This is a genomic window from Entomomonas moraniae (genome assembly GCF_003991975.1).
Lineage (GTDB): Bacteria > Pseudomonadota > Gammaproteobacteria > Pseudomonadales > Pseudomonadaceae > Entomomonas > Entomomonas moraniae.
In genome coordinates this window covers 2,722,704-2,745,835 of sequence record NZ_CP029822.1, presented here as the reverse complement: position 1 = coordinate 2,745,835, position 23,132 = coordinate 2,722,704, and the positions used below count along the sequence as shown (strand labels likewise).

Below are 23,132 nucleotides of genomic sequence, written 5' to 3'. Positions count from 1 at the left end.
TTATCTAACAGCCTATATTAATTCGGAGCACTCTAATGAGTTATAGCAATATCCCAGCAGGAAAAGACGTTCCTAATGACATCTATGTAGCTATTGAAATCCCAGCTAATCACACACCTATCAAGTACGAAATCGATAAAGATTCTGACACTTTATTTGTGGATCGTTTCTTAGCAACTCCCATGTTCTACCCTGCTAACTACGGTTATATTCCCAATACACTAGCAGACGATGGAGATCCATTAGATGTATTAGTTGTAACGCCTTACCCAGTTGCTGCTGGCTCTGTTATTCGTGCACGTCCTATTGGTGTGTTGCAAATGACTGATGAAGCTGGTGGTGATGCTAAATTAGTTGCTGTGCCTCATGAAAAATTAACACCTCTTTATAATGATGTAAAAGAATACACTGATTTACCAAAACTCCTTCTTGATCAAATTAAGCACTTCTTTGAACACTACAAAGATTTAGAAAAAGGTAAATGGGTTAAAGTAGAAGGCTGGGAAGATTCTAACGCAGCTAAAGAAGAAATTAAAAAAGCAGTTGCTAACTATAAAAAATAATAAAACAAAAGGGCTAGTGTTTTGCTAGCCTTTTATTAAAATCAACACAATATTCATCACAAATCCATAAAAATCTGTCTTTTATTAAATATAATCTAATTATTAGTAGTATAATTATAAAAGTGCAGTGAATATCACATAATATACCGTTTACTTTTTAATAAATCTTATTAGTTAAATGGAATTTAAATTAAATCACGAGCTTTTAGTCAAAAGGTAAATCCACTTTCGCTTCCATAGCCATATTTATCAACTGTTGATTTACCCGCATTTATATTTGATATTATAGGTTGTAGCGTATGTTTAGCAAAATATTAATTGGTTTTTTAGGGATTACCCCTATTTTTAGTTATGGCATGACTTGTACAGAAAATACTACAAGTTATACGTGTTCAAGTAATAAAAATCCTGAAACCGTTGATCTTAATAATTTAGACAAGGGTTATTACATACCTGCTACCAATAATACCGTCACGGTCAATTTGAATGATTCAAACATCACATTAAATAACTACAATAACAGTGTTGTCAATGTATGGGCTGGCAACAATAATGGAACTCAAACACTTAATGCCACTGGCAATAACATTATTAATTTGAGCGGTGATAAAGCAGGTAAAGGTATTATCTTTCAGTCTAATGGCAATGGCCACTATAATCTCCACGATAATTTAAATATCACTATCGATACACCCAATGGAACAGGGGCTGACGCTATCCATCTTTACACAACCAATACTTGGGTTAATTTTGATGCAACGGGCTCAATTAAAACGAATGGAGGTACAGGTATTGATATAACTGGAGGAGGTATAGTAGACACTAATATCAATAGTGCCTCACTAGATATTACCACTAATGCTAATAATGTTACCAATAACTTACATCATGGCATAAGCGTTATTAACTATGGCAATGCTGCAAATGTAAAATTAGGCAATAGCGGCTATAATCAAATAGATGTTGATGTTCAATCAGGTTTGGGATCAGCCCTTGCTATCACCTCTGGTGGCAATAATGGCCAAGCCACTATTGGCTCTTACAACAATAGTGCAACAGGTTCCGTTAAACTATCAGGTGGTTACGGTGACTCTTCTGTCTATAACTCAGCAGGGCTTTACTTTTCAACTAACAATAATGCCAATGCTTCTTATACCGTAAATATTGGTAACAATGTTACTATCGATTCGGGTAATGACACAGCGATTAAAGTTGATACTGGGAATCAAGTAACCATTAATAACCAAGGACAAATAACAGGTTATGTTACCTCAACAGGAAAAGCACAACTTGTATTAAATAATGAAGCTGGTAGCCTCTGGAATATGCGAAATTTTGGCGCTGATGGTACTACAAAAAACACCATAACTAACGAGTTTAGTGGCGGTACATTTAGTAATGCAGGCACCATCAAATTTGCTGACGAAAACTTCGATGGCACAGCCACCAATGCTATATTCAATGTAGCCACCCTCAACAACTCAGGCATTATTGATTTAACAGGTAAAAACTCTACCGGAGCCAATAACCTTGTTGGTGATACATTTACTATCAATGGTAACTATGTTTCAGATGGGGGTAGCATCTACCTAAACACACTATTAGATGATGCCTCCAGCAACGGTGGTCAAGGAACCAGTGATCTTATCATCGTCAATGGCAATGTGACCACAAGCAGTGGAGCAACAAATCTTTATATCACACCAACTGCCAGTACAGCGAATTTAGGACAACTCACCACAGGAAATGGCATCAAAGTAGTTGAAGTACAAGGAACCTCCTCTAGTGATGCATTCCAACTAGGCCGCCCAGTGGTCGCAGGTGCTTATGAGTATACTCTTGGTCAAGGTCAAAGCGATGACAGCTGGTATCTATCAAGCTACTACAAAGGCAACGCTGGTGGAAATGGTATCATCCAATACAACCCAGCCATAGGTGCTTACCTAGCGAATCAAACAGCCGCTGTCCAAATGTTCCAACAAACCCTCTTTGATCGACTCATCTCCTCCTCAGATGGCAAAAACAACGATGCATCCAAAAGCCTCTTCTGGATGAGAACCAAAATGACCCACGGAAGCTACGACAGCGTTCATGGGCAACTCAACAACCGCAACCGTAGCTACAGCCTCCAAATGGGAGGAGACCTAAACGTCTGGGCTCTTGACAATGGTGGCTACTTCCACCTCGGCATGATGGCAGGCTATGGTGATGCCAAAAATACCAACAAATCAGACAGTACTGGCACCAAAACAGATGGCAAAGTTAAAGGCTATACCACCGGTGTTTATGGCACCTACTTCGCAAACCAAGACACCAACCTAGGCTTATACGTAGACCTCTGGAGCCAAATGGGCTGGTATCGTAATGAAATCTCAGGTGAAGCCCAACAAGGCACAAAAAAATACAACAGCACCGTATGGAGCAACTCCGTTGAACTTGGCTATGGCATACCACTTACCGAGAGTGGCGACTACCAATGGCTAGCAACACCACAAGCACAATTTACCTACAACCACTACGATGCAGACAACCAACACGACAAAAACAACCTCAGCATCACCAACAACAACGCCAGTGGGCTAGACACACGCCTAGGTGTACGCTTCCATGCTCGTGGTATACAAAAAGACCTGATAGAACCCTTCATAGAAGTTAACTGGCTAGACACTACGGCTAAGAACGAGCTTGACTTCAATGGAAAATCCTACAAAGATGGTTTTGCTAAAGATCGCTTAGAAGCCAAAATAGGACTACAGGGCAACATTAACAAACAATGGAGTGTATCAGCTCAAATGGGGGGTCAATGGGGTAATAACAGCTTTAGTAACTATCAAGGGCAGTTGAATGTTAACTATAAGTTTTAATGTCTAATGACCATTAAAGGCTAGCACTTCATTTAAGGTAGCTAGCTTTTTTATCATTTAAGCCGGCTTAAACTATTTGGGTATATTTTTCTTCTTTATGACCTCAACAGCATATATCTCATCAAACAAGACTACCCACATAAACAACAATTGTATCATCGATTGTAACGAGTACTTTATTTCTTTTACTTTGATAAATTTATTGCTGAATAGCGCTTTAGAATATTATACAGTCAAATGCTATAGTCATTAGTTATAAAAAATTAGAATAGCAACCGTCTGCCTAACACAAACCTCGTCTGTAAAAATATTTGTTTAATATCAATAAATTTACTTTTTTCTACAAAAAAATAACCTTAGTTAATTAGACTTATTATTTAAATAACTAATATCGCGTATAGTAGCAGGGTGTATAACTAAAATTTGATTCATTATTCTAGGATCATCATGAAAGAAAATAACTGTGTTAGCTTAGTCGTTAATGGTAAACAATTAAAAGCCGATGAAGGATGCTCTATTTTAGAGGCCGTCATGAAGTCGGGTGAAACGGTCACAGACAATATTGGCTGTTCTGGCCAAGGCGTTTGTGGCTCTTGTCGGGTTTTAGTAAGACGACAAGATGAAAAAAAAATAATCTCTACTTTGGCCTGTGAAACAAAAGTTGAAGAAGGTCTACAAGTCAGCTTCTTAGACCACCTTCCAGTTAATCATCGTCAGCATGTTTATAAAACAAATGACTGGGAAGGTAAAAGTTGGAATATCCTCCAACGTATCAATGAAGTATTTCCTGAAGCAAAACACTGCAGACATTGCGGCGGATGTGATAATGCTTGCCCTAAACACCTTGAAGTACAAAAAGGCGTCAATATGGCTGCTGAGGGTGATTTAAATGCAGCAGCTATTTTTAATGAATGCATTATGTGTAATCTTTGTACCATTGCTTGCCCTGAAATGATTTCACCAAATCACTTAGGTACTTATGTTAGACGCCTAACAACAGCCATGACATTGCGTCCAAGCGACCTACTACGCCGCTTACATCAGATTGACTCTGGTGAAATGACCATTGATCTTGATGCAGAAATTAAGTAGGAGGAATTATGGCTGGTATAGCGTACGAACAAGCATTAGCAAATTTAAGAAAATCTGATTATGCTTCTCCCCCAGAGCTTACAGATAAACAATCACTACTCAAAAAATATCATCCTGACTATCAAGAAGGCAGCACACAAAAACTAGTAGTTGGTGCAAATAAAGGTGATGCATGCCCAACAACTTTAGCAAAACTTTTACAAAGTAATGCCCCCATTACCGATGCCGACTTAGCGGGTGCTTTAGTCATCAACACCGAAGTATTAGTGGTTGGGGCTGGTGGGGCAGGCTGCGCTGCCGCATTAGAAGTTTCAGCCGCAGGGCGTAAAGTCATTTTAGCTACAAAACTTAGAATTGGTGACAGTAACACGGTCATGGCGGAAGGAGGCATTCAAGCCGCCGTAGGTGAAGATGATAGCCCGCAAACCCACTATACAGACACATTAAAAGCAGGCCATTTATGTGCTGATAAAAAGCTGGTTGCACAACTTGCTATCTCAGCACCAAAAACTATTCGTTGGCTAATTGAGCAAGGCATGAGCTTTGATCGAGAAGATACATCATCCCTTTCTAGCAAATTACTAAGAAAAAAACCGGGGGGAGCAACACGCGCACGTATTTTGTCTTTTAAAGACTATACAGGTGTTGAAATGATGCGTGTACTACGCGAAGCTGTTGAGCTCGACGAACGCATTATTGTATGGAATCGTTGCCCACTCGTTGAACTACTTTCTGATGAAGATGGTAACTGTGTAGGTGGCGTTGTTTATGATTTAAGCACCCACCGCTTTATGTTAGTACGAGCCAGTAAAGTTATTTTGGCCACAGGAGGTACAGGACGCTTACATCTTAATAACTTCCCAACTTCTAATCACTATGGCGCCACGGCTGACGGTATGGTTTTAGCTTACCGTATTGGTGCTAAACTACGTGAAATAGACTCATACCAATACCATCCAACGGGTGTCGCTTGGCCATCATTCCGTTTAGGTGGTCTTATTTCTGAAGCTGCACGCTCCGCAGGTGCTTACTTGGTCAATGGTGAAGGTAAGCGCTTTATTGATGAACTCCTACCTAGAGATATTGTTTCCTCTGCCATATTAAGAGAATGTGCGGAAGGCCGTGGTGTTGAGAGAGAAGGAAAGGTTGGCGTATTCTTAGATGTACCGGATTTAGAACGTCGTAATCCGGGTATTTTAAAAGATCGTTTAGTCAGCCTTAGTCATTTAGGTAAACAATGTGATATCGATTTAACTAAAGAACCTGTCATGGTACGTCCTACATTGCATTATCAAAATGGTGGCGTAGTGATTGATGAAAATGGTATGACGACTGTTCCTAACCTTTATTGCGTTGGGGAAATGAGCGGTGGTATCCATGGTCGTAACCGTATGATGGGTAACGCCTTACAAGAAATTATTACCTTTGGGCGTCGTGCAGGTGAACATGCTGCATTAACAGCTAACCAATACCCTGCACCTAAAGTAGGACTTTTCCATCTTTACAACTGGCAACGTGAGTTGATCTTATCTAATGTACCTACGGATGTTTACGGGCCGATTTTATTTCCTGAATATGGCAACTTTGATTTTCATAAAGAAATCAGCTTAAGAACTCGCACTAAACACTCAGTAAAAAGTAACAACGATAGCCACTAGGATAAGATTATGACATTTGAACCTGTATTATTAACTGCCAAAACACGTATTGGTGCAGATCTTAATCAATGGCTAAGCGAACATGGTGGACTTGGCCTAAAAAACGCATTAAAAGATCCAGATAGTATTATTAATATAATTGAAAATTCTGATTTACGTGGTATGGGCGGTGCTGGCTTCCCAACTTATAGAAAATGGAAAGCGGTTGCTGACCAAATCAACGAGGAAAAATACATTCTTTGTAATGGGAATGAAGATGAGCCTGGAACTTTTAAAGACCGTTATCTATTAAAAGAAACACCTCATCAAATTATTGAAGGTGCATTAATTGCTGCCATAGCAACTAACGCTAATCATGTTTATCTTTATATCAATCCACACCAAGCAGATGCTATTGAGTCGATGTCTAAAGCCGTTGAACAATGGATAAAGAACCCATTGTTTACAGAAATAGAAAGCTACTTAAAAAGACCTCTTGAGTTAAAAATTGTCAAAAGCTCTGGACGTTATATTGGAGGAGAAGAAACGGCGGTTATTTCTACTGTAGAAGGCGGTTTCCCTTTCCCACGCCAAAAACCTCCTTATCCATTTGAGAGCGGTGTTCATGGTATGCCTACATTGATTAATAATGTAGAAACCTTTGCAACGGTCACTCATATTCTAAAAAATGGTGCAAAATGGTATAACGAGCTTGGTATTGGCAATGCATCAGGAACCAAGCTATTCTCCCTGTCAGGTGATGTATTAAAACCTGGTCTTTATGAGTTACCAATGGGTACAACCTTACGTGAGTTGGTTTTTAATTATGGCGGCGGTATGCTAAGCTCATCTCCTTTTAAAGCCGTTTTCACTGGGGGGCCTTCGAATACACTCCTTACCAATGAAGACTTAGATGTCTGCATGGACTTTGACTCATTAAAAGCCAAAGGATCTAGCCTTGGTACAGGAGCAATGATTGTTATCTCTGAAGGAACGAGCATTGTACGTAAAGTAGCGGAGTATGTTGACTTCTTTGCTGCTGGCTCTTGTGGCCAATGTACTTCTTGTAAGACAGGAACCTATCAGCTATCTCGTTTATTACGCCGCATTGATACAGGCTCTGGACTTCAAACAGACTTACATGCATTAGAAAGTCTTTGTACTTTGCTACCTAGAAGTGGTCGCTGTGCGTTAATTGATGGTGCGGCAACTGTTGTAAGTAGTTCATTACAACAATTTAAAGAGGAATACCAAGGCCAACTTATTGACTAATATTTTTATCGGTCATAAAAAAAGGGTCAATTAATATTGACCCTTTTTACTAGTTATGGCAATTAAGCAATAAATAGTACCCAAGGTACACCAATAACTAACCAAACAACCAAGAATAGTAAACCAAATACAAGCCCTAACAACCACCATAATTTACTTGGTAAGTAACCACTACCATAATAAACAGGGCTTGGACCAGTACCATACGGAGTAATAATTCCCATAAGTCCTAATGTAGGTAATAAAATCAATAAGAATGTATGCATATCAAGCCCTGGCACATGGCTAGCAGCACCTAAAATAACAGGTAATAACGCTGTGGCATGGGCTGTCGTACTAGCAAAGAAATAATGCAACAGATAAAATACAATGGTGAGGATAACCATTACCATAATAGGTGAGAAACCATTAATATGGGCTCCCATTAAGCCACCAAACCAATCAACAAAGCCCACTTTACTTAATCCATCAGCCAATGCTACTAATGTGGCGAACCAAGCAAATGTATTCCATGCAGCTTTATTAGATAAAATATCATTCCACGTAATCACTTTGCAAAGTAGCATAGCGGAGATAACAAGCATACCAACAAGGGCAGCAGCCACATATTTATCTGCAAAAATCCATAGCATCAACGCAATCACAACAAACACAAGTAATAAAACTTCTTTTGCTGTTAAACCACCCAGTTTTTTAAGCTCTGTAGCAGCCCAGTCTGGAATTGCATCTCCTGACTTAATTTCTGGAGGACAAAACATATAACATAAGAAAGGCGTGATAATAACCAACAAGATACAAGCAGGTGCAGCAGCATAGAACCACTCCATCCACGTAATAGTAATACCCGTTGTTTTAGTTGCAATACTAATACCTAATAAGTTAGGGGCAAGAGCAGTTAAAAACAATGAGCTCGTTACACAGGTTGAAGCAATAGCTGTCCACATAAGGAACGTACCGATCTTCTTCATTGAAGGATCATTAGGCTTAGAACCATAAAGAGGAGGTAAGTTGCTAATAATTGGATAAATAGTGCCGCCACTACGCGCTGTGTTAGAAGGGGTAAAAGGAGAAAGTGCCACATCAGCAATCATAATCGCATACCCTAAGGTTAAACTACGCTTACCTAATGATTTAACCAATATTAAAGCAATTCTACGCCCCAACCCTGTTTTTTCATAACCCAAGGCAAACATGAATGCACCAAAGATTAACCAAACCGTTGAGTTTGTAAAGCCTGAAACAGCCCATTCAAATGCCTTATTCGCTGACTTAAAGCCAGGCTCAGCCAATTGTTCCGGACTAAATAAAACATAGTTAGCGAATAGTGCAATCACAGCCACACCAATAAAACCGACCGCAGCACCGGGTAATGGTTCTAAAATTAGCCCCACCACACAACCGAGGAAAATTGCAAAAAAATACCACGCATGAGGGCTAAGGCCTTCTGGTGCTGGAATCAGCATGGTAATTACTGCAACAATAATTGGACTAAACGAAAGAAGAGTTTTTTTCATATACAAGGCCTGTGACATAATTGACGGCTATTTTACCAACAATTAAAATAATGTAAAAAAAAATTTCGATACCTTTATTTGTATTGTAATCTTTATTGATTTACATTAACTCTCTATCTATTACACGTTTACACCACTTAATACTAAAAAACAAAACGGATTTATGCTCAATACCTAGCTATTATCATTTATAATAGCTCCATATACACATTTTAAAATAATAGAGCAAAGGTCATTTTATGTCACAAGCCCCTCTCGTTTTAGTTGATGGTTCCTCTTATCTTTATCGAGCTTACCATGCACTTCCTCCGTTAGCCACCGCCAATGGCCAGCCTACCGGTGCAATAAAAGGGGTAATTAACATGTTGAAAAGCCTTGTTAAACAATACCCTGACAGCCCTATCGCCGTCGTCTTCGATGCCAAAGGGGGTAGCTTTCGAGATGAGTTATTTGCCGATTACAAAGCACATCGTCCTCCCATGCCAGATGACTTGCGCTCACAAATAGAACCTTTACACCAATGTGTTAAAGCCATGGGGTTTCCTCTATTATGCGTGGATCGTGTAGAGGCGGATGATGTCATAGGAACACTTGCTATTGCGACTGAAAAAACAGAGCGCCCTGTGGTTATATCAACAGGTGATAAAGATATGGCACAGCTTGTAAACGATAAAATCACACTCGTCAATACAATGTCAGGTACAAGGCTAGATCCTCAAGGTGTAGTTGATAAATTTGGCGTTGAGCCCAAGTTTATTATCGACTTTTTAGCACTCATGGGCGATAAATCTGACAACATCCCGGGTGTGCCAGGGGTAGGAGAAAAAACAGCTGCTGGCCTGATCCAAGGCTTACACGGTGGATTGGATACAATTTACAGCCATTTAGACCAAATTCCTAACTTACCGATTCGTGGGGCAAAATCACTGCCCACTAAGTTAGAGGAGCATAAAGAAATGGCCTACCTTTCTTATCAATTAGCTACCATCAAAACCAATGTAGAATTAGATATCACCATCAACGAACTTAATCGCTCGGAAGAAGATGCTACAACGTTGATCGAACTGTACAGAGTATTAGAGTTTAAACAATGGCTTGATGTACTTCTTCGTAAAACCCCCAAGCAACAGCAAGTAAAAATGCAACAAGGTGAAATCTTTTTAAACGAAGAAACTAAGCCTATAGAAAAAGAAGTATCTAATGTACGTGATTATCAAATGATCACCGATACAGCCACACTCAATGCATGGGTTGAAAAGCTGAACATGGCTGAACTCATTGCGTTTGACACCGAAACAACCAGTGTTGATGCACAACAAGCCGAGTTAGTCGGTTTATCCTTTTCTATAAAGCCTTATCAAGCTATCTATATTCCTGTTGCCCATGACTATATGGGAGCACCAAAACAGCTATCGCGTGATGATGTTGTAGCTAAACTAAAGTCTATTTTAGAAAACCCCAACAAAGCCAAAGTAGGTCAACATGCTAAATACGATATCAATGTATTAAATCATTACAATATCGATGTACAAGGTGTCAAATATGACACTATGATGGAATCATATATCCTTGATGCTACGGGTTCACGTCATGATATGGATACACTAGCCAACAACTATCTCAATGAGCAAACCGTTAAATTTGAAGATATTGCAGGTAAAGGCGCTAAGCAACTCACCTTTAACCAAATCAGTCTAGAACAGGCAGCCCCTTACGCAGCAGAAGATGCAGATATCACCTTACGTCTTCACGAAACACTCTGGGCCAAACTTCAACAAGAGCCTAATCAAGCAGAAGTACTCACCCACATAGAAATCCCACTCATCCCAGCGTTAGCAAGAGTTGAGCGCAATGGGGCATTAGTAGACGCTAAACTACTAGCCACGCAAAGCCAAGAGCTTGGCGAAAAAATGATTGCACTTGAAAGTAAAACCTTTGAATTAGCAGGGCAAACTTTCAACATGGGCTCACCCAAACAGCTTGGTGAAATTCTCTATACTAAACTCGGGCTACCTGTTATCAGTAAAACAGCCACGGGTCAACCGTCGACTGCAGAAGCCGTATTAGCTGAGCTTGCCTTACAGGGCTATGAGTTACCAGAAGTCCTTATGGAGTATCGTAGTTTAAGTAAATTAAAATCAACATATACAGACCGCTTACCTGAGCAAATCAACCAAAGAACAGGACGTATTCATACCTCATATCACCAAGCAGTTACTGCTACAGGGCGTTTGTCTTCCAGCGATCCTAACTTACAAAACATTCCCATTCGTACACCTGAAGGACGTCGTATTCGCCAAGCATTTATTGCGCCCAAAGGCTACAAACTGCTCGCTGCTGACTACTCACAAATAGAACTTAGAATTATGGCACACCTAGCACAAGACAAAGGTTTGCTGGATGCATTTAAACATGGCCTAGATGTTCATAAAGCCACCGCCGCCGAAGTGTTTGGTGTTAGTGTTGATCAAGTTACTGCAGACCAACGCCGTAAAGCCAAGGCCATTAACTTTGGGCTCATTTATGGCATGAGCGCATTTGGTTTAGCTAAACAAATAGGTGTCGATCGAAAAGAAGCACAAGAATATATTGATAAATACTTTACCCAATACCCTGGTGTTCTTTCTTATATGGAGAGAACAAGAGAATCAGCAGCAGAAAAAGGTTACGTGGAGACTCTCTTCAAGCGTCGCCTCTACCTACCCGACATCAAATCAAGCAATGCTAATACTCGCCGAGCAGCAGAACGTACCGCTATTAATGCCCCTATGCAAGGAACAGCTGCCGATATCATCAAACGTGCAATGATCAACGTAGACACATGGCTACAACAAGAGAAAATTGATGCAAAAGTCATTCTACAAGTACATGATGAACTTGTATTAGAGGTTCGCGAAGATTTAACACAATCAATCTCAGATAAAATAAAAATGCTTATGGCAGAAGCAGCAGAACTTTCTGTACCGTTAGTTGTCGATGTAGGCATCGGCAATAACTGGGATGAAGCCCATTAACAATAAAAAGATTATGCTCAAATTTTTTAATTACGGAGTAGTAAATGCGATTTAGGAAAGATATTAATGGGCTTAGAGCATTTGCTGTACTAGCCGTAGTTTTATATCATTTTAGAATAACTGGTTTTTCTGGCGGTTTTTCTGGTGTAGATATCTTTTTTGTTATCTCTGGCTATTTAATGACCAGTATTATTTTTACTCGCTTAGCAAAAGAGCAATTTTCCTTAATTGACTTCTATTTACATAGAGCTAGAAGAATCATACCTGCACTCGCCGTACTTTGCGTATTTTTTATAATTATGGGTTACTTTTATTTGTTAACACCTGATTATAGAGAACTAATGCAACTCGTTAGAAAAGTTATCTTATTTATTTCCAACTTAGCTTTTTACAAAGAAACTGATTATTTTGGCACTATAGCGCAAGAAAACTGGCTACTACACACATGGTCACTATCCGTAGAATGGCAGTTTTATTTACTATATCCCATCATTATTTTAGTTTTAATAAAGCTCTTTCGACTACCCTTAACTAAAAAAATACTCGCTTTTATCGCTGTTAGCTCTTTTATTACATCTGTGGTTTACACACCCATCAACCCTGCGGCTGCTTTCTATCTATTACCAACTCGAGCTTGGGAAATGCTAGCAGGCGGATTAGTATTTTTATATCCATTAAATATAAACGAAAAATACAAAAAAACTCTCAATTGGATTGGTTTATCCATTATTGTTGGTTCTATTATTTTTCTAACCAATAAACATTGGCCAGGCTCTTTAGCAATCATTCCTATCATAGGTTCAGTGCTTGTACTTTACTCTATGCAAGATAATATGATCCTTAATAATCCGTTAGCTCAAGGCATAGGAAAAATTTCATACTCTGTCTATTTATGGCACTGGCCAGTTGCTGTGCTCTTATACATCACCGGTTATTTAACAAATGCAATTTTTGTAATGATAGGAATTTTAGTATCTTTCTTACTGGGTTTAGTTTCTTATTACTTTATTGAAATACGCTTTAAATTAAAAGCAAACAAACTGTTTGAAGTCATTAAATATTTACTTATTATCTTATTTGTACTGATATCAGCCGCTTCAATGGGATCATTTGTAAAACACAGCAAGCTAGCAAGAAATAACTTTTTATTCTCAGATACATTTAGATCAATCGATGACATTGTTGCACACAAAAATACCGAAATAACAAAACAATGTTTATTAGATAAACACTATACTTCCTCATTTCCAGAATGCCGAAAAGGAAATGGCCCCATAAAACTAATTGTTCTTGGTGATAGCCATGCTGGCGCCTTATTCCCTGCAATCTATGAAACCAATACAAAAGGGAGCGCATTATACTGGGCAAGCATGGCTTGTCCTATTATTAAGGGTGTGCATTTTTATCAACCAAGAGCGAGCTGTGAAAATTTCATTAAAGATAAAGTTTCTTTATTAGAAAATAAAGACAACTATCAAAATACACCGGTGATTTTTATTAATTATCTAACTTCTTATTTTAAAGATAAAGATCAATTATTTTATATTACCCATCCTGCAAATGACTTGGATGACTTCAAAAAGCAATATCGTGAGGCCTATATTAAAACAATGTGCGATATAGCAAAGATTAGACCTGTCTATGTTCTAAAGCCTATTCCAACGCCTGAGTACAATGTTCCTAAAAAAATGACTATTTCTTTAATCACATCTAAAAACATATCATTAAAATCTTCTATTAAAAAATATCAAGAAGAAAGCTTGTTTGTTATAGAAGTCATGGAACAGGCAAAACGTGATTGTGGCATTCAACTACTCGATCCTGTTCCTTATTTATGCCCTAATGGCAAAGAATGCCTCTTAACGAATGACAACAAACCTTTATATTTCGATGATAATCATTTAAGTCACTATGGAATAAAGTTTTTAGAACCACTCTTTAAACAAATACTTAATTAATCAGGTAGGAATTGCTTATCATAGGAGCAAGCTCATTAATTTTTCTATCATAAAACAAGGCTAGATGTTATCGAACTGACCTAGCCTTATTTATTCATGTAGAATTAATTCATACTACTCTTCTCCAGCAATATCCTTAACTGTAGAGGTAAAATTTGTTTCAGCACATGATGTATTCGCTCCTCATGGCGTTGCCAATAAATACCCATAGAGACAATGAGTAAACCTATAAACGTCAATGCAAAGGGAAATAAGATACTATCCTCAAAAACAACATAGGACAAACGCCCCAAATAAAAAGCGACCCCTAACCCACCAAATACAACAAATACTTTTCTACCGATCATCGCCCCTACAAAAATCATCAGGACATTAATACAACAGTAAAAGAACTTACTTAATTCACTGTCTGAATGCATTGAGCTCAAAGCCCCCCAAAATGCTAAAACACCCCAAAAATACAACCAAAAAGAAAAATCTTTAGATGTCTTATTTTTAATATCGACAATAAAAGCAACGGCTATCATCCATAAACCAAACCATAGAGAGATATTTTGTTTTAACTCCCAATAACTACCAAAAAAATCATCCTTTGCATGCACCCAACCAAATAATTGTACAAATAATGGCGCTAAATCCATACTCATATACCAAAGAGTAACAGCAACAGGCATAACCAAAAAAGGCAAACGATAGCGATAAACCATAAACACACCAATGGCTAACGTAGACAACTCCATAATCGCCCAACGCCAATCAATATAGCGGTGATAATTGCGATAACTTGTATGATCGTCCCAATAACCCAAACTGGCTTGCAAACCATAAACAGCTAATGGCACCAACACCACAACCAATGTTGCAAAAATACCTGCGGGAATGACTAGCTGACGTATTAAAAACACCTCTGTCAGGATAATTAACAAAATGGCGTATATCACACAGATAACAAACAAACCAAAACCACCAAAGCGTTCCCATCCTAATGTCATGAAAAGAGACATAGCACCAATAGCAATCATACCACCAAAATAGTAAAGAATATGCGTCATCTGAAAACTAGGAATATCCTTATTTTGAGCTCTTAAAAAAGACCATAAAGACTCTGCCTGACTTGAGGAAAGAATATCTATTTCAACCGCTTTTTCTAAATCTTTACGTTTTACTTGCATAACATCCCACCAATAAACGATCGTTTTAATTAATGTACTATAATAGCCAATAGATTAGAAGTATCCATTTATAAAAATCATATAATGAAATAAAATTAGCCCTATTAAACAACAGGTTGTTAATATTATTCGTTATACTATTTTTATAAAATTGACAATGGAGAGAAACACAATGTTTAAACAAGGATTACTCGCTCTAGTAGTAGCTGGCAGCTTATCATCACAAGCATTCGCAGAAACTCATCCCACAGCTGATTTTAAAGTAGCAACTAAAACTTCAGAGGCACTGCAACAACTGATTCCAGCTCAAGCGAAATTAGAGATATTAGAGAGTAACGCAAAATGGAGTGAAGGCCCGCTCGTATTAAAAGATAACAGTGTTATCTGGAGCGATATTGTCAATAACCGTGTTTTACAATGGAGCGAAAAAGAAGGCACCACAACGTGGCTCTACCCTGCTCAATTCCACAACGGGCATGCGATGGATAACAAAGGACATATCCTTGCAGCATCCCACGGAAAAAGAGCTATTGAGAGACAAGAAACAGATGGTTCATGGCGTGTATTAGTTGACTTATATGAAGATAAAAAACTCAACAGTCCCAACGACCTAATTGTTGATAAAGAGGGCGAAATTTGGTTTACTGACCCAACCTTTGGCATACTTAAGAAAGAAGAAGGTTACGGTGGTAACCCAGTAGCCGGTGGTGAATTTAGTTATCGCTACAATCCTGAAACACAAAAAATTGTTCGCTTAAATACCCCAGAAGTAAAAACACCTAATGGCATAGCCTTAAGTCCAGACCAAAAAACACTCTATATAGCCGACTCACAACTTGGTCACAACCCTAACGACAATTCACTACGTCATCACCTTGTCGCTTACGATATAGACAATAACAAAAACCTTTCCAATGGTAGAGACTTGGCCAATATCACCACAGGTGTTCCTGATGGAATCGCAGTAGATGAGAAAGGTAATATCTGGGTAACGGGTGGAGAATATATTCATATTTTCGCGCCGGATGGTAAGGAAATAGGCAGCATAAAACTCCCCACAACCGTTGCTAATATCATTTTCAACCAGCTTCCCAATGGTAAAAACGTTGCTTATATCACAGGAAGCAATACACTTTATCGCTTAGAGGTAGCCGTACAAGGCATAAAATAATAACCTCGCGGGGTCTCGTTATACCAAACGTAACAAGACCCTATTTAATAATACTAAAACAATTATTTTGCTTTAGGCACTTATATAACAAGTTTAATATTCATGGCTCTAAATCATCCCTAATAAAAACTCAAAAATGAACAAAAGCCAAACCAGTATCTTAAAAAAGTAAGAATAGCCCCTTTTACTCTCAATTTTTACTACACAAAAAACAAAAAACGATATAATATTTTCCTTTTTTATACTTTAGTATAATCATACTAGTCTTTTACATTATATACGGATATTCGTGGTCGACACGATGGAGAGTAACATGCGCCATAGTCTAAACAAATTAACAATATCTATTGTTATGATTTCTTTATCGCCCCTCACTTTCACTAACACCTCATCAGCGGCAACAAATACTGTCGTCTATGAAAATCAAACTGTAACCTCGCCTATAGCAGAAGGGGGTACTGCTACTAATAATCTAGAAGTCAAAAATACCCAAGTATCGGTAACAGGTGGTCAACTATCTGGCATATCATGGCCATCAGCCGTTAGTATCGGTGGTAACAATGGTACATTAAGTCTCTCGGGCCAAGATTATGGAGACTTAACTTTATCCGTTGATGACCAATCAACTGTTTCAGTACAAACAGCCGGTGTTGCCACTGGACTTTATATACGCTCAGATTCACCTAATGCAACTGTCACTGTAAATAATGCAGGTAGCCTCTCGATCAATTCCACTAGCACAAGCACCTCTGGGACAAACGGAATATTAGCAGAAAACTATGGAGACTTAGCTACTGGAAACGGTAAAGTAAATATCAACTTACAAAGTGGTAGCAACATAAACGTAAGCACAGGAAGTAGCTCAAATGGTGTCGTTGCTGCGGGCCGTGAAGTTAGTGTTACGACAGACCAAAATAGCCAAATCACATTAAATAACACCACTACATCGAATAACTCAATGTCAGGACTAAATTTAAATGCCCGACAAAATGCATTCTTACAAAACAATGGTAATATTACTATTAATGCAGAACAAGCATCAGGTTCGAAAGTAGGTGTGAATGTCAATAGCTCTCTCAAAAAAGCAACCGTTATCAATCAAGGGACAATAAATATAATAGGTAGCAATGGTACAGCAATAAAAGTAAACGCTGGCACAGAAGATGTAACATCCACAGGTGATATCACTATTACAGGTGCGAATGCTAACGGCATCATAGTCAATGCTACAGACACTACTGCAACCGATGATCAAAAATTAAGCGTTTCAGGCAATATTACCCTTGATAGTACAGGGGCTTCTGCTGGTACGGCTGTTGCACTAAACAACCAAACTCAAGGAAAAGGTATCATTACCTATGATGATGCCAACGGCACCATCTCTGTTACAGGCAACAACGCTACTCAAGGTGCTAATGGGCCAAATGGCTTTTTCCAAACAAACGCTGTAGGTGGTGATGTTCTCATAGATATTAACAACATTAGCGCCATCAATATCAACAGCAGCAATGGTATAGCGATAGGTAGCTCTAGCAGTGGTGGTACCGGAAGTACAGAAATCAACTTTAAAAATGGTATTATCCAAACCACAGGCAACAACGCTGATGGTATAAATGCACTCAATACCAATAATGGTGGTAATATCACTATAAATCAAGGTGGTGACATCTCTACATCAGGCGGTGACACAGCACAAACTGAAGGTATTTATGCCAATAAAAATGGCGCAACAGGTAATGTTTACATAAATACCACAGGCAATATTGATATTGATGCTAAACAAGGTATTGGTATACTAACAAATGTAACCGATGGAAGTAGCACCATTACCGTTGATAATGCAGATAAACACATTGCCGTAACATCAGCAAGCAATACAGCAGCCCAACAAACAATAGGGATTTTAGCTCGTGCAGGTAATGTAGGTAACAGCGCCACAGTAAATATAACCAATGCAGATTATATCAACGCAGTCAGCCAACAAGGTAAAGCGGCAGCTATAAATACTGTAGCAACGAATGGTGCTAATTCCAGTATTACGTTAGATAACATTAATTCTGTCACAGCGCAATCAGATACAGGCTCAGTGCAAACAATCGGTTCGCAAGTAACAGGAGCTGGGACATCATCGATTGTTGTTTCTGACAACGTCAATGTAGTAAAAGCCACTGGTAACGGGCAAGCAATCAGCGCAACCACCCAAACAGGTACCAATACCATTACCCTCGGCAATACAAAAATTGAAGGTGGGACTGGCGCAAATGGTGGTGGAGTCTATATGGCAAGCACCACAGGTAATCAAACACTTACCTCTTACGCTGACATCAGTGCTGATAACGACCAAGCTATTTTTGGAACAAGCAATGCGGCAACAACCATTGACAACTACAATAAAATAACAGGTTATACAAACTTCACCGGTACAGGTGCTGTTACGTTCAGCAACAATGGGGCTATTGTTCTACAAAACCTCAATGGAACAAACACTAAATCCTCTATTGATAATAATTTTGGTACCAATGGCACCTTTAATAACAAAGGAACCATTAGTTTTGCTGAAACAAACAATACAGGTACCATAACAACCGCCACGTTCAACAACGTAGCTAATTTTGATAACGCAGGCGTTATTAACCTAACGACCAATGCACAAGGTGCACCTTCATTTGTTGGTAACACACTTCAAGTAACCAATGGTGGCAATGGTAACTTTGTATCTAATGGTGGGAGTTTAATCGTTAATACCCAGTTCAACGGGTCTACAGGTACAAGCGATAGACTAATTGTAGATAACGCAACCACAGGTACAGGTGGCGCGACAAAGGTTTACGTGAACCCAACAGCCAACTCAGTCTATGGTAATTTAACAGGCAATGGTATTGAAGTCGTTACAGTTAACGGTACATCATCTAGCAATGCCTTTGCCCTAGGTAGACCAGTCATGAATGGGGCTTACCAATACGGCCTATACCAAGGAAATGCTGCGGGTGGAGCAGCCTCACAAAGTTGGTTCTTAAGAAACAACAACTTCAACCCTGTTGTTGGTGGCTACCTAGCTAACCAAACAGCAGCGACAGAAATGTTTAGCCAACAACTAAGAGACCGCTTATTGGTAATGCCTGTTAGCCAAGATACATCTCAACTCAACACCTTGTGGATGAGAACCAAGATGACTCATGGTAGCTACCGTAGCTTAGGTGATAGCATCAACAACAAAAACCGCTTATACATGGTTCAAATGGGTAGTGATATTGGTGTTTGGAAACTTAATGATGGTAACCTCCATGTTGGTTTAATGGCAGGATACGGTGATTATAAAAACACCAGCACAGTAGAAGACACTCATTCAAAAGCAGATTCAAAGGTTAAAGGTTACAATGCAGGCGTTTATGCCACATGGTTCCAAAACGATGATTCAAACAAAGGGCTTTATGTTGATACATGGAGCCAATACGGTTGGTATCGTAACGAAACCTCTGGTAAAGACGTATCTGGTAGCAAAAAATATGACAGCAATACATGGAGCACATCCGTTGAAACTGGCTATGGTTTAGTGTTAGGAACTAAAGACAACCTACAATGGACAGCAACACCACAAGCACAATTAACCTATAACTACTACCATGCAGATAACCTCTACGACAAAGCTAATGTTCTCAATGTAACAAACAGCAAAGGCAGTGGTTTAGTAACACGTGTAGGTCTTAGAATACAAGCCAAAGACATACAACTACAACACCCTGTTGAACCCTTTGCAGAATTTAACTGGATTAACAACAGTGCCAAAAATGATATTAACTTTAATGGCATGAAATTAAGTAATGGTGTACCTCATAACCGCTATGAAACCAAAGTTGGTTTAGTGGGCAGTATTACACCTAAATTCAGTGTTTCTGCACAAGTGGGTGGAACATGGGGCGACAACAAATATAAAGAATATGCAGGTCAATTAAACTTAAACTACAAGTTCTAATCAACCGCCTAACTTTATAGAAACACCCCGCAAGAGCCCCAGTTTAACGACTGGGGCTTTTTTATACACAACACAATAAAAACGCCCAACCTACACATCAAGTTGTGATTTATCATAACTCAACGCTAAACCGCTTAACTCCTCAAACAACGTATTCGCATCATTCAACAAAAAACTGGCCACACTAGAAACCACCGCCGCATTATTGGGTGATGAACTCTTAAACTCATGCAACATATCCAACAAATTAATAATGGCTTGAAACCTTGCATTGGCGCACTCATACACCGCATCCATCGACGCATTAGCATTAAAAAACAACACATTCTCACCCACGGCTTGCGAGGCGGGGCTTAATGGAACAAAAAGAGGTTTTTTTTCACACTTGACCATAATCGGTACCTGCCTATCCTTATCAAACCTCCCCTTGCTATAGAAAGAGGGAGGCGGAACTGTGCACAGGTTGGTCGACCGATCACGACAGAAATCGGCACACTCCGAAGAGTGTCCCGCACACAGCTCGCCATTTTTTTAGGCAAAGCAATGTATCTACCAATTAGAGAACTAATGGCAGTCTGTCGTGAGGCGAGCGACCAAGCTCGCACTATAGATTTTGCTATAGCGGATTTATTGTAAGGGGAGACATAAAAGGGAGCAAGTTTTTTATAAAATAGCGTAGCGTTACAAAACCAGTTTTTATGCTTCACTCAGCTTAAGCAAAGCATAACGATGAGGAATATTAAAAAAAACTTCGTCACGGTTTAACTTAAATTTACTTTAACTATTACATCAACCAACAAGACCAAGCCAGCCATGGATGCCCATATAAAGCCCCACCGCCGCAATTAATACACTGGAAAAATAAGGTGCTCGTTTAGCAATGGTATTAAACCCTTGCCAACGCTTTGCAATATGACGAATACTCAGTGCAGCACCAACCCCCACAGCTACCAGTGTCAGCGCCAGCCCAATGCTAAAACACAACACCAACGTAGCCCCTAGTGTAATAGCCTTTAACTGGAGGCATATCAACAAAATGGTAATCGATGCAGGACAAGGAATAAGCCCGCCTGTCAACCCAAAAAGTAAAATCTGCCCATTGGTGACCGTTTGCCCTGTAAAGCGTTGCTTAATATCATTGGCATGCGCCAGCTCGTGAGCGTCTTGATACTCTTTTGAATGAATATCTAACCCCTCAAGTGCTGAATGATCATGAGAGTGTTCATGCTCATCAAAGATTAAATCATATACTTTCGCCTGCTCATTATTACCCAGCGAAAGACGAACATCAAAACAATGCGGTTCGGGAATGGGCATTGTTGACTCCAAATAATTCCCCCGATCGGTAAATTGAAAAACCTCAATACGTGCATCGGCTCTTTCTATCACCAATGAAACATCAGCCGCTAACCATTTATGCCCATCGAGTGTACGCAATCGCCAATGGGGTGGTTGCCCCTCCTCGAAAATAAACAACTCTACTGCACCATTATCCGTATTGATCTGCTTTACTTCATCGGAGTGATGATGAGACGTCTCTTCTTCCATTTCTTGTAGCCAGTTGCGCTCCCCTCTCCATGTCCGCCAAAACATCCAAAAAGCTGTACCCAAAATAACCACCGCCGATATTAACTGCAACCACGGTTCAGCCGATTCAGCCGTAAATTTTTGGCTAACATACATACCCCCCACAGCAATCAACCAGACAACTGCCGTATGTGACACCGTAGCCGCTAACCCAAGCATTGCCGCTTGGCGAACAGTCCCTTTAATGGCAATAATAAAAGCTGCCATCATCGTTTTTGAATGTCCTGGTTCAAGACCATGGAGTGCACCGAGTAAAATAGCACTAGGGATAAAGAACCATGCATTGCCTTGTTGAAGAAGCGTTGAGAATTCGTTCATAAAAATAATTCTTCGTCAGTAAAGATGAAAAAATTATACTCCCCCCCAGTAAAATATACTACCCCCGGGTATAATTAAACGATTATAATCAAACTTGTCATTACCTAGCTGAGATCTCACCATGTCACACACCATTCGTGATAAACAGAAACTAAAAGCCCGTACTAATAAAATACAGGGGCAAGTCGCCGCCCTAACAAAAATGTTAGATGAACCGCATGAGTGCACTGCGGTATTGCAACAAATTGCGGCGATTAAAGGCGCGGTAAATGGGCTAATGCGCGAGGTTATCAAAGGCCATCTGAGTGTGCATATTGTGCATGAAAACGACGAAGCCCAACGTGAAAAAGACCTTGAAGTGATACTCAAAGTATTGGACTCCTACATAAAATAAACAAAGCAAGGATCAAAGAATGTCTACTCAGCTTGATAAAACCAGTAAATTCCTAAGCTATATTTTACGCCATAAGCCAGAAGATATAGGCATTACCTTGGATAGCGAGGGATGGGTTGCACTTGACTTATTAATTACCCAAGCCAACGAACACGGCCAACCACTTAATCGAGCATTGATTGAACAAGTCGTCGCTACGTCCGATAAAAAACGCTTTAGCCTTTCAGAAGATGGCTTAAGCATTCGAGCTGCCCAAGGCCACTCCACCGGCATGGTAGAAATTCAATACAAAGAACTAACACCCCCTGAGTATCTTTACCACGGCACCGCTACACGCTATATCGACTCCATCAAAGAAACAGGCTTAAAACCCGGTTCGCGCCACCATGTCCACCTCTCCGCTGATGAAGAGACCGCTTCTGCCGTAGGGCAACGCCACGGTAAATTGATTATCTTAAAAGTAAAAGCCCTCGCCATGCACAACACAGGCTACAAGTTTTACCTCTCCGATAATCACGTATGGCTAACCGATAGAGTACCTGTGGATTATTTGTTGTTTGAGTAGGTTTGATAGCGCTGAGTCTTTGGATATGTTAGGATGAT

The 23,132-nt window shown here is 39.5% G+C and carries 15 protein-coding genes; 11 read left to right on the top strand and 4 right to left on the bottom strand.

The window, feature by feature from the left end:
• Positions 1 to 35: 35 nt before the first annotated feature.
• The 5 genes from ppa (at position 36) to DM558_RS12695 (ending at position 7,428) form a co-directional block, all read left to right on the top strand.
• Positions 36 to 563 (top strand): inorganic diphosphatase, encoded by a 528-nt coding sequence (gene ppa / locus DM558_RS12715; protein WP_109704188.1) that lies wholly within the window; start codon positions 36 to 38, stop codon positions 561 to 563.
• 299 nt (positions 564 to 862) lie between these two features.
• Complete coding sequence (locus tag DM558_RS12710; protein ID WP_127164339.1) at positions 863 to 3,427, top strand: autotransporter family protein; 2,565 nt, start codon at positions 863 to 865, stop codon at positions 3,425 to 3,427.
• Between the two features lie 447 nt (positions 3,428 to 3,874).
• Positions 3,875 to 4,519 (top strand): 4Fe-4S dicluster domain-containing protein, encoded by a 645-nt coding sequence (locus DM558_RS12705; RefSeq protein ID WP_127164338.1) that lies wholly within the window; start codon positions 3,875 to 3,877, stop codon positions 4,517 to 4,519.
• 8 nt (positions 4,520 to 4,527) lie between these two features.
• The gene (locus tag DM558_RS12700) at positions 4,528 to 6,177 is read left to right on the top strand and encodes an FAD-dependent oxidoreductase (protein WP_127164337.1); all 1,650 of its coding nucleotides are present in this window, start codon (positions 4,528 to 4,530) and stop codon (positions 6,175 to 6,177) included.
• Positions 6,178 to 6,186: 9 nt separating this feature from the next.
• On the top strand, positions 6,187 to 7,428 hold the full coding sequence (locus DM558_RS12695; protein WP_127164336.1) for a complex I 51 kDa subunit family protein: 1,242 nt from the start codon (positions 6,187 to 6,189) through the stop codon (positions 7,426 to 7,428).
• 62 nt (positions 7,429 to 7,490) lie between these two features.
• On the opposite strand, the gene DM558_RS12690 is transcribed toward DM558_RS12695, so the two are convergent.
• Positions 7,491 to 8,942 (bottom strand): anion permease, encoded by a 1,452-nt coding sequence (locus DM558_RS12690; RefSeq protein WP_127164335.1) that lies wholly within the window; start codon positions 8,940 to 8,942, stop codon positions 7,491 to 7,493.
• Between the two features lie 239 nt (positions 8,943 to 9,181).
• Between DM558_RS12690 and polA the strand changes: the two genes are divergently transcribed.
• Together polA and DM558_RS12680 are read left to right on the top strand one after the other, a co-directional pair.
• Complete coding sequence (gene polA / locus DM558_RS12685; protein WP_127164334.1) at positions 9,182 to 11,956, top strand: DNA polymerase I; 2,775 nt, start codon at positions 9,182 to 9,184, stop codon at positions 11,954 to 11,956.
• 44 nt (positions 11,957 to 12,000) lie between these two features.
• On the top strand, positions 12,001 to 13,914 hold the full coding sequence (locus tag DM558_RS12680) for an acyltransferase family protein (protein WP_127164333.1): 1,914 nt from the start codon (positions 12,001 to 12,003) through the stop codon (positions 13,912 to 13,914).
• A 104-nt stretch (positions 13,915 to 14,018) separates the two neighbouring features.
• On the opposite strand, the gene DM558_RS12675 is transcribed toward DM558_RS12680, so the two are convergent.
• On the bottom strand, positions 14,019 to 15,086 hold the full coding sequence (locus tag DM558_RS12675) for a DUF2157 domain-containing protein (protein WP_127164332.1): 1,068 nt from the start codon (positions 15,084 to 15,086) through the stop codon (positions 14,019 to 14,021).
• Between the two features lie 172 nt (positions 15,087 to 15,258).
• Here DM558_RS12675 and DM558_RS12670 point away from each other — a divergent pair, with 172 nt between their 5' ends.
• Positions 15,259 to 16,257: an SMP-30/gluconolactonase/LRE family protein gene (locus DM558_RS12670; protein ID WP_164731462.1), complete on the top strand. Its 999-nt coding sequence runs from the start codon at positions 15,259 to 15,261 to the stop codon at positions 16,255 to 16,257.
• 313 nt (positions 16,258 to 16,570) lie between these two features.
• Entirely contained in the window at positions 16,571 to 20,230 is a 3,660-nt protein-coding gene (locus DM558_RS12665; RefSeq protein ID WP_164731461.1) for an autotransporter outer membrane beta-barrel domain-containing protein, read from the top strand.
• A gap of 90 nt (positions 20,231 to 20,320) precedes the next feature.
• Here the strand turns inward: DM558_RS12665 and DM558_RS12660 are convergent, their stop codons facing one another.
• Both DM558_RS12660 and DM558_RS12655 read right to left on the bottom strand, forming a co-directional pair.
• Positions 20,321 to 20,623 carry a hypothetical protein gene (locus DM558_RS12660; protein WP_127164329.1) on the bottom strand — a complete coding sequence of 101 codons (303 nt, stop codon included), beginning with the start codon at positions 20,621 to 20,623 and terminating at the stop codon, positions 20,321 to 20,323.
• Between the two features lie 396 nt (positions 20,624 to 21,019).
• Positions 21,020 to 22,135, bottom strand: coding sequence for a nickel/cobalt efflux protein RcnA (locus DM558_RS12655; RefSeq protein WP_127164328.1), 1,116 nt, complete (start codon positions 22,133 to 22,135; stop codon positions 21,020 to 21,022).
• Between the two features lie 121 nt (positions 22,136 to 22,256).
• Between DM558_RS12655 and rcnR the strand changes: the two genes are divergently transcribed.
• Both rcnR and DM558_RS12645 read left to right on the top strand, forming a co-directional pair.
• Positions 22,257 to 22,529 carry a Ni(II)/Co(II)-binding transcriptional repressor RcnR gene (gene rcnR / locus DM558_RS12650; protein WP_109704200.1) on the top strand — a complete coding sequence of 91 codons (273 nt, stop codon included), beginning with the start codon at positions 22,257 to 22,259 and terminating at the stop codon, positions 22,527 to 22,529.
• A gap of 19 nt (positions 22,530 to 22,548) precedes the next feature.
• Complete coding sequence (locus tag DM558_RS12645) at positions 22,549 to 23,094, top strand: RNA 2'-phosphotransferase (protein WP_127164327.1); 546 nt, start codon at positions 22,549 to 22,551, stop codon at positions 23,092 to 23,094.
• Positions 23,095 to 23,132: the final 38 nt, after the last annotated feature.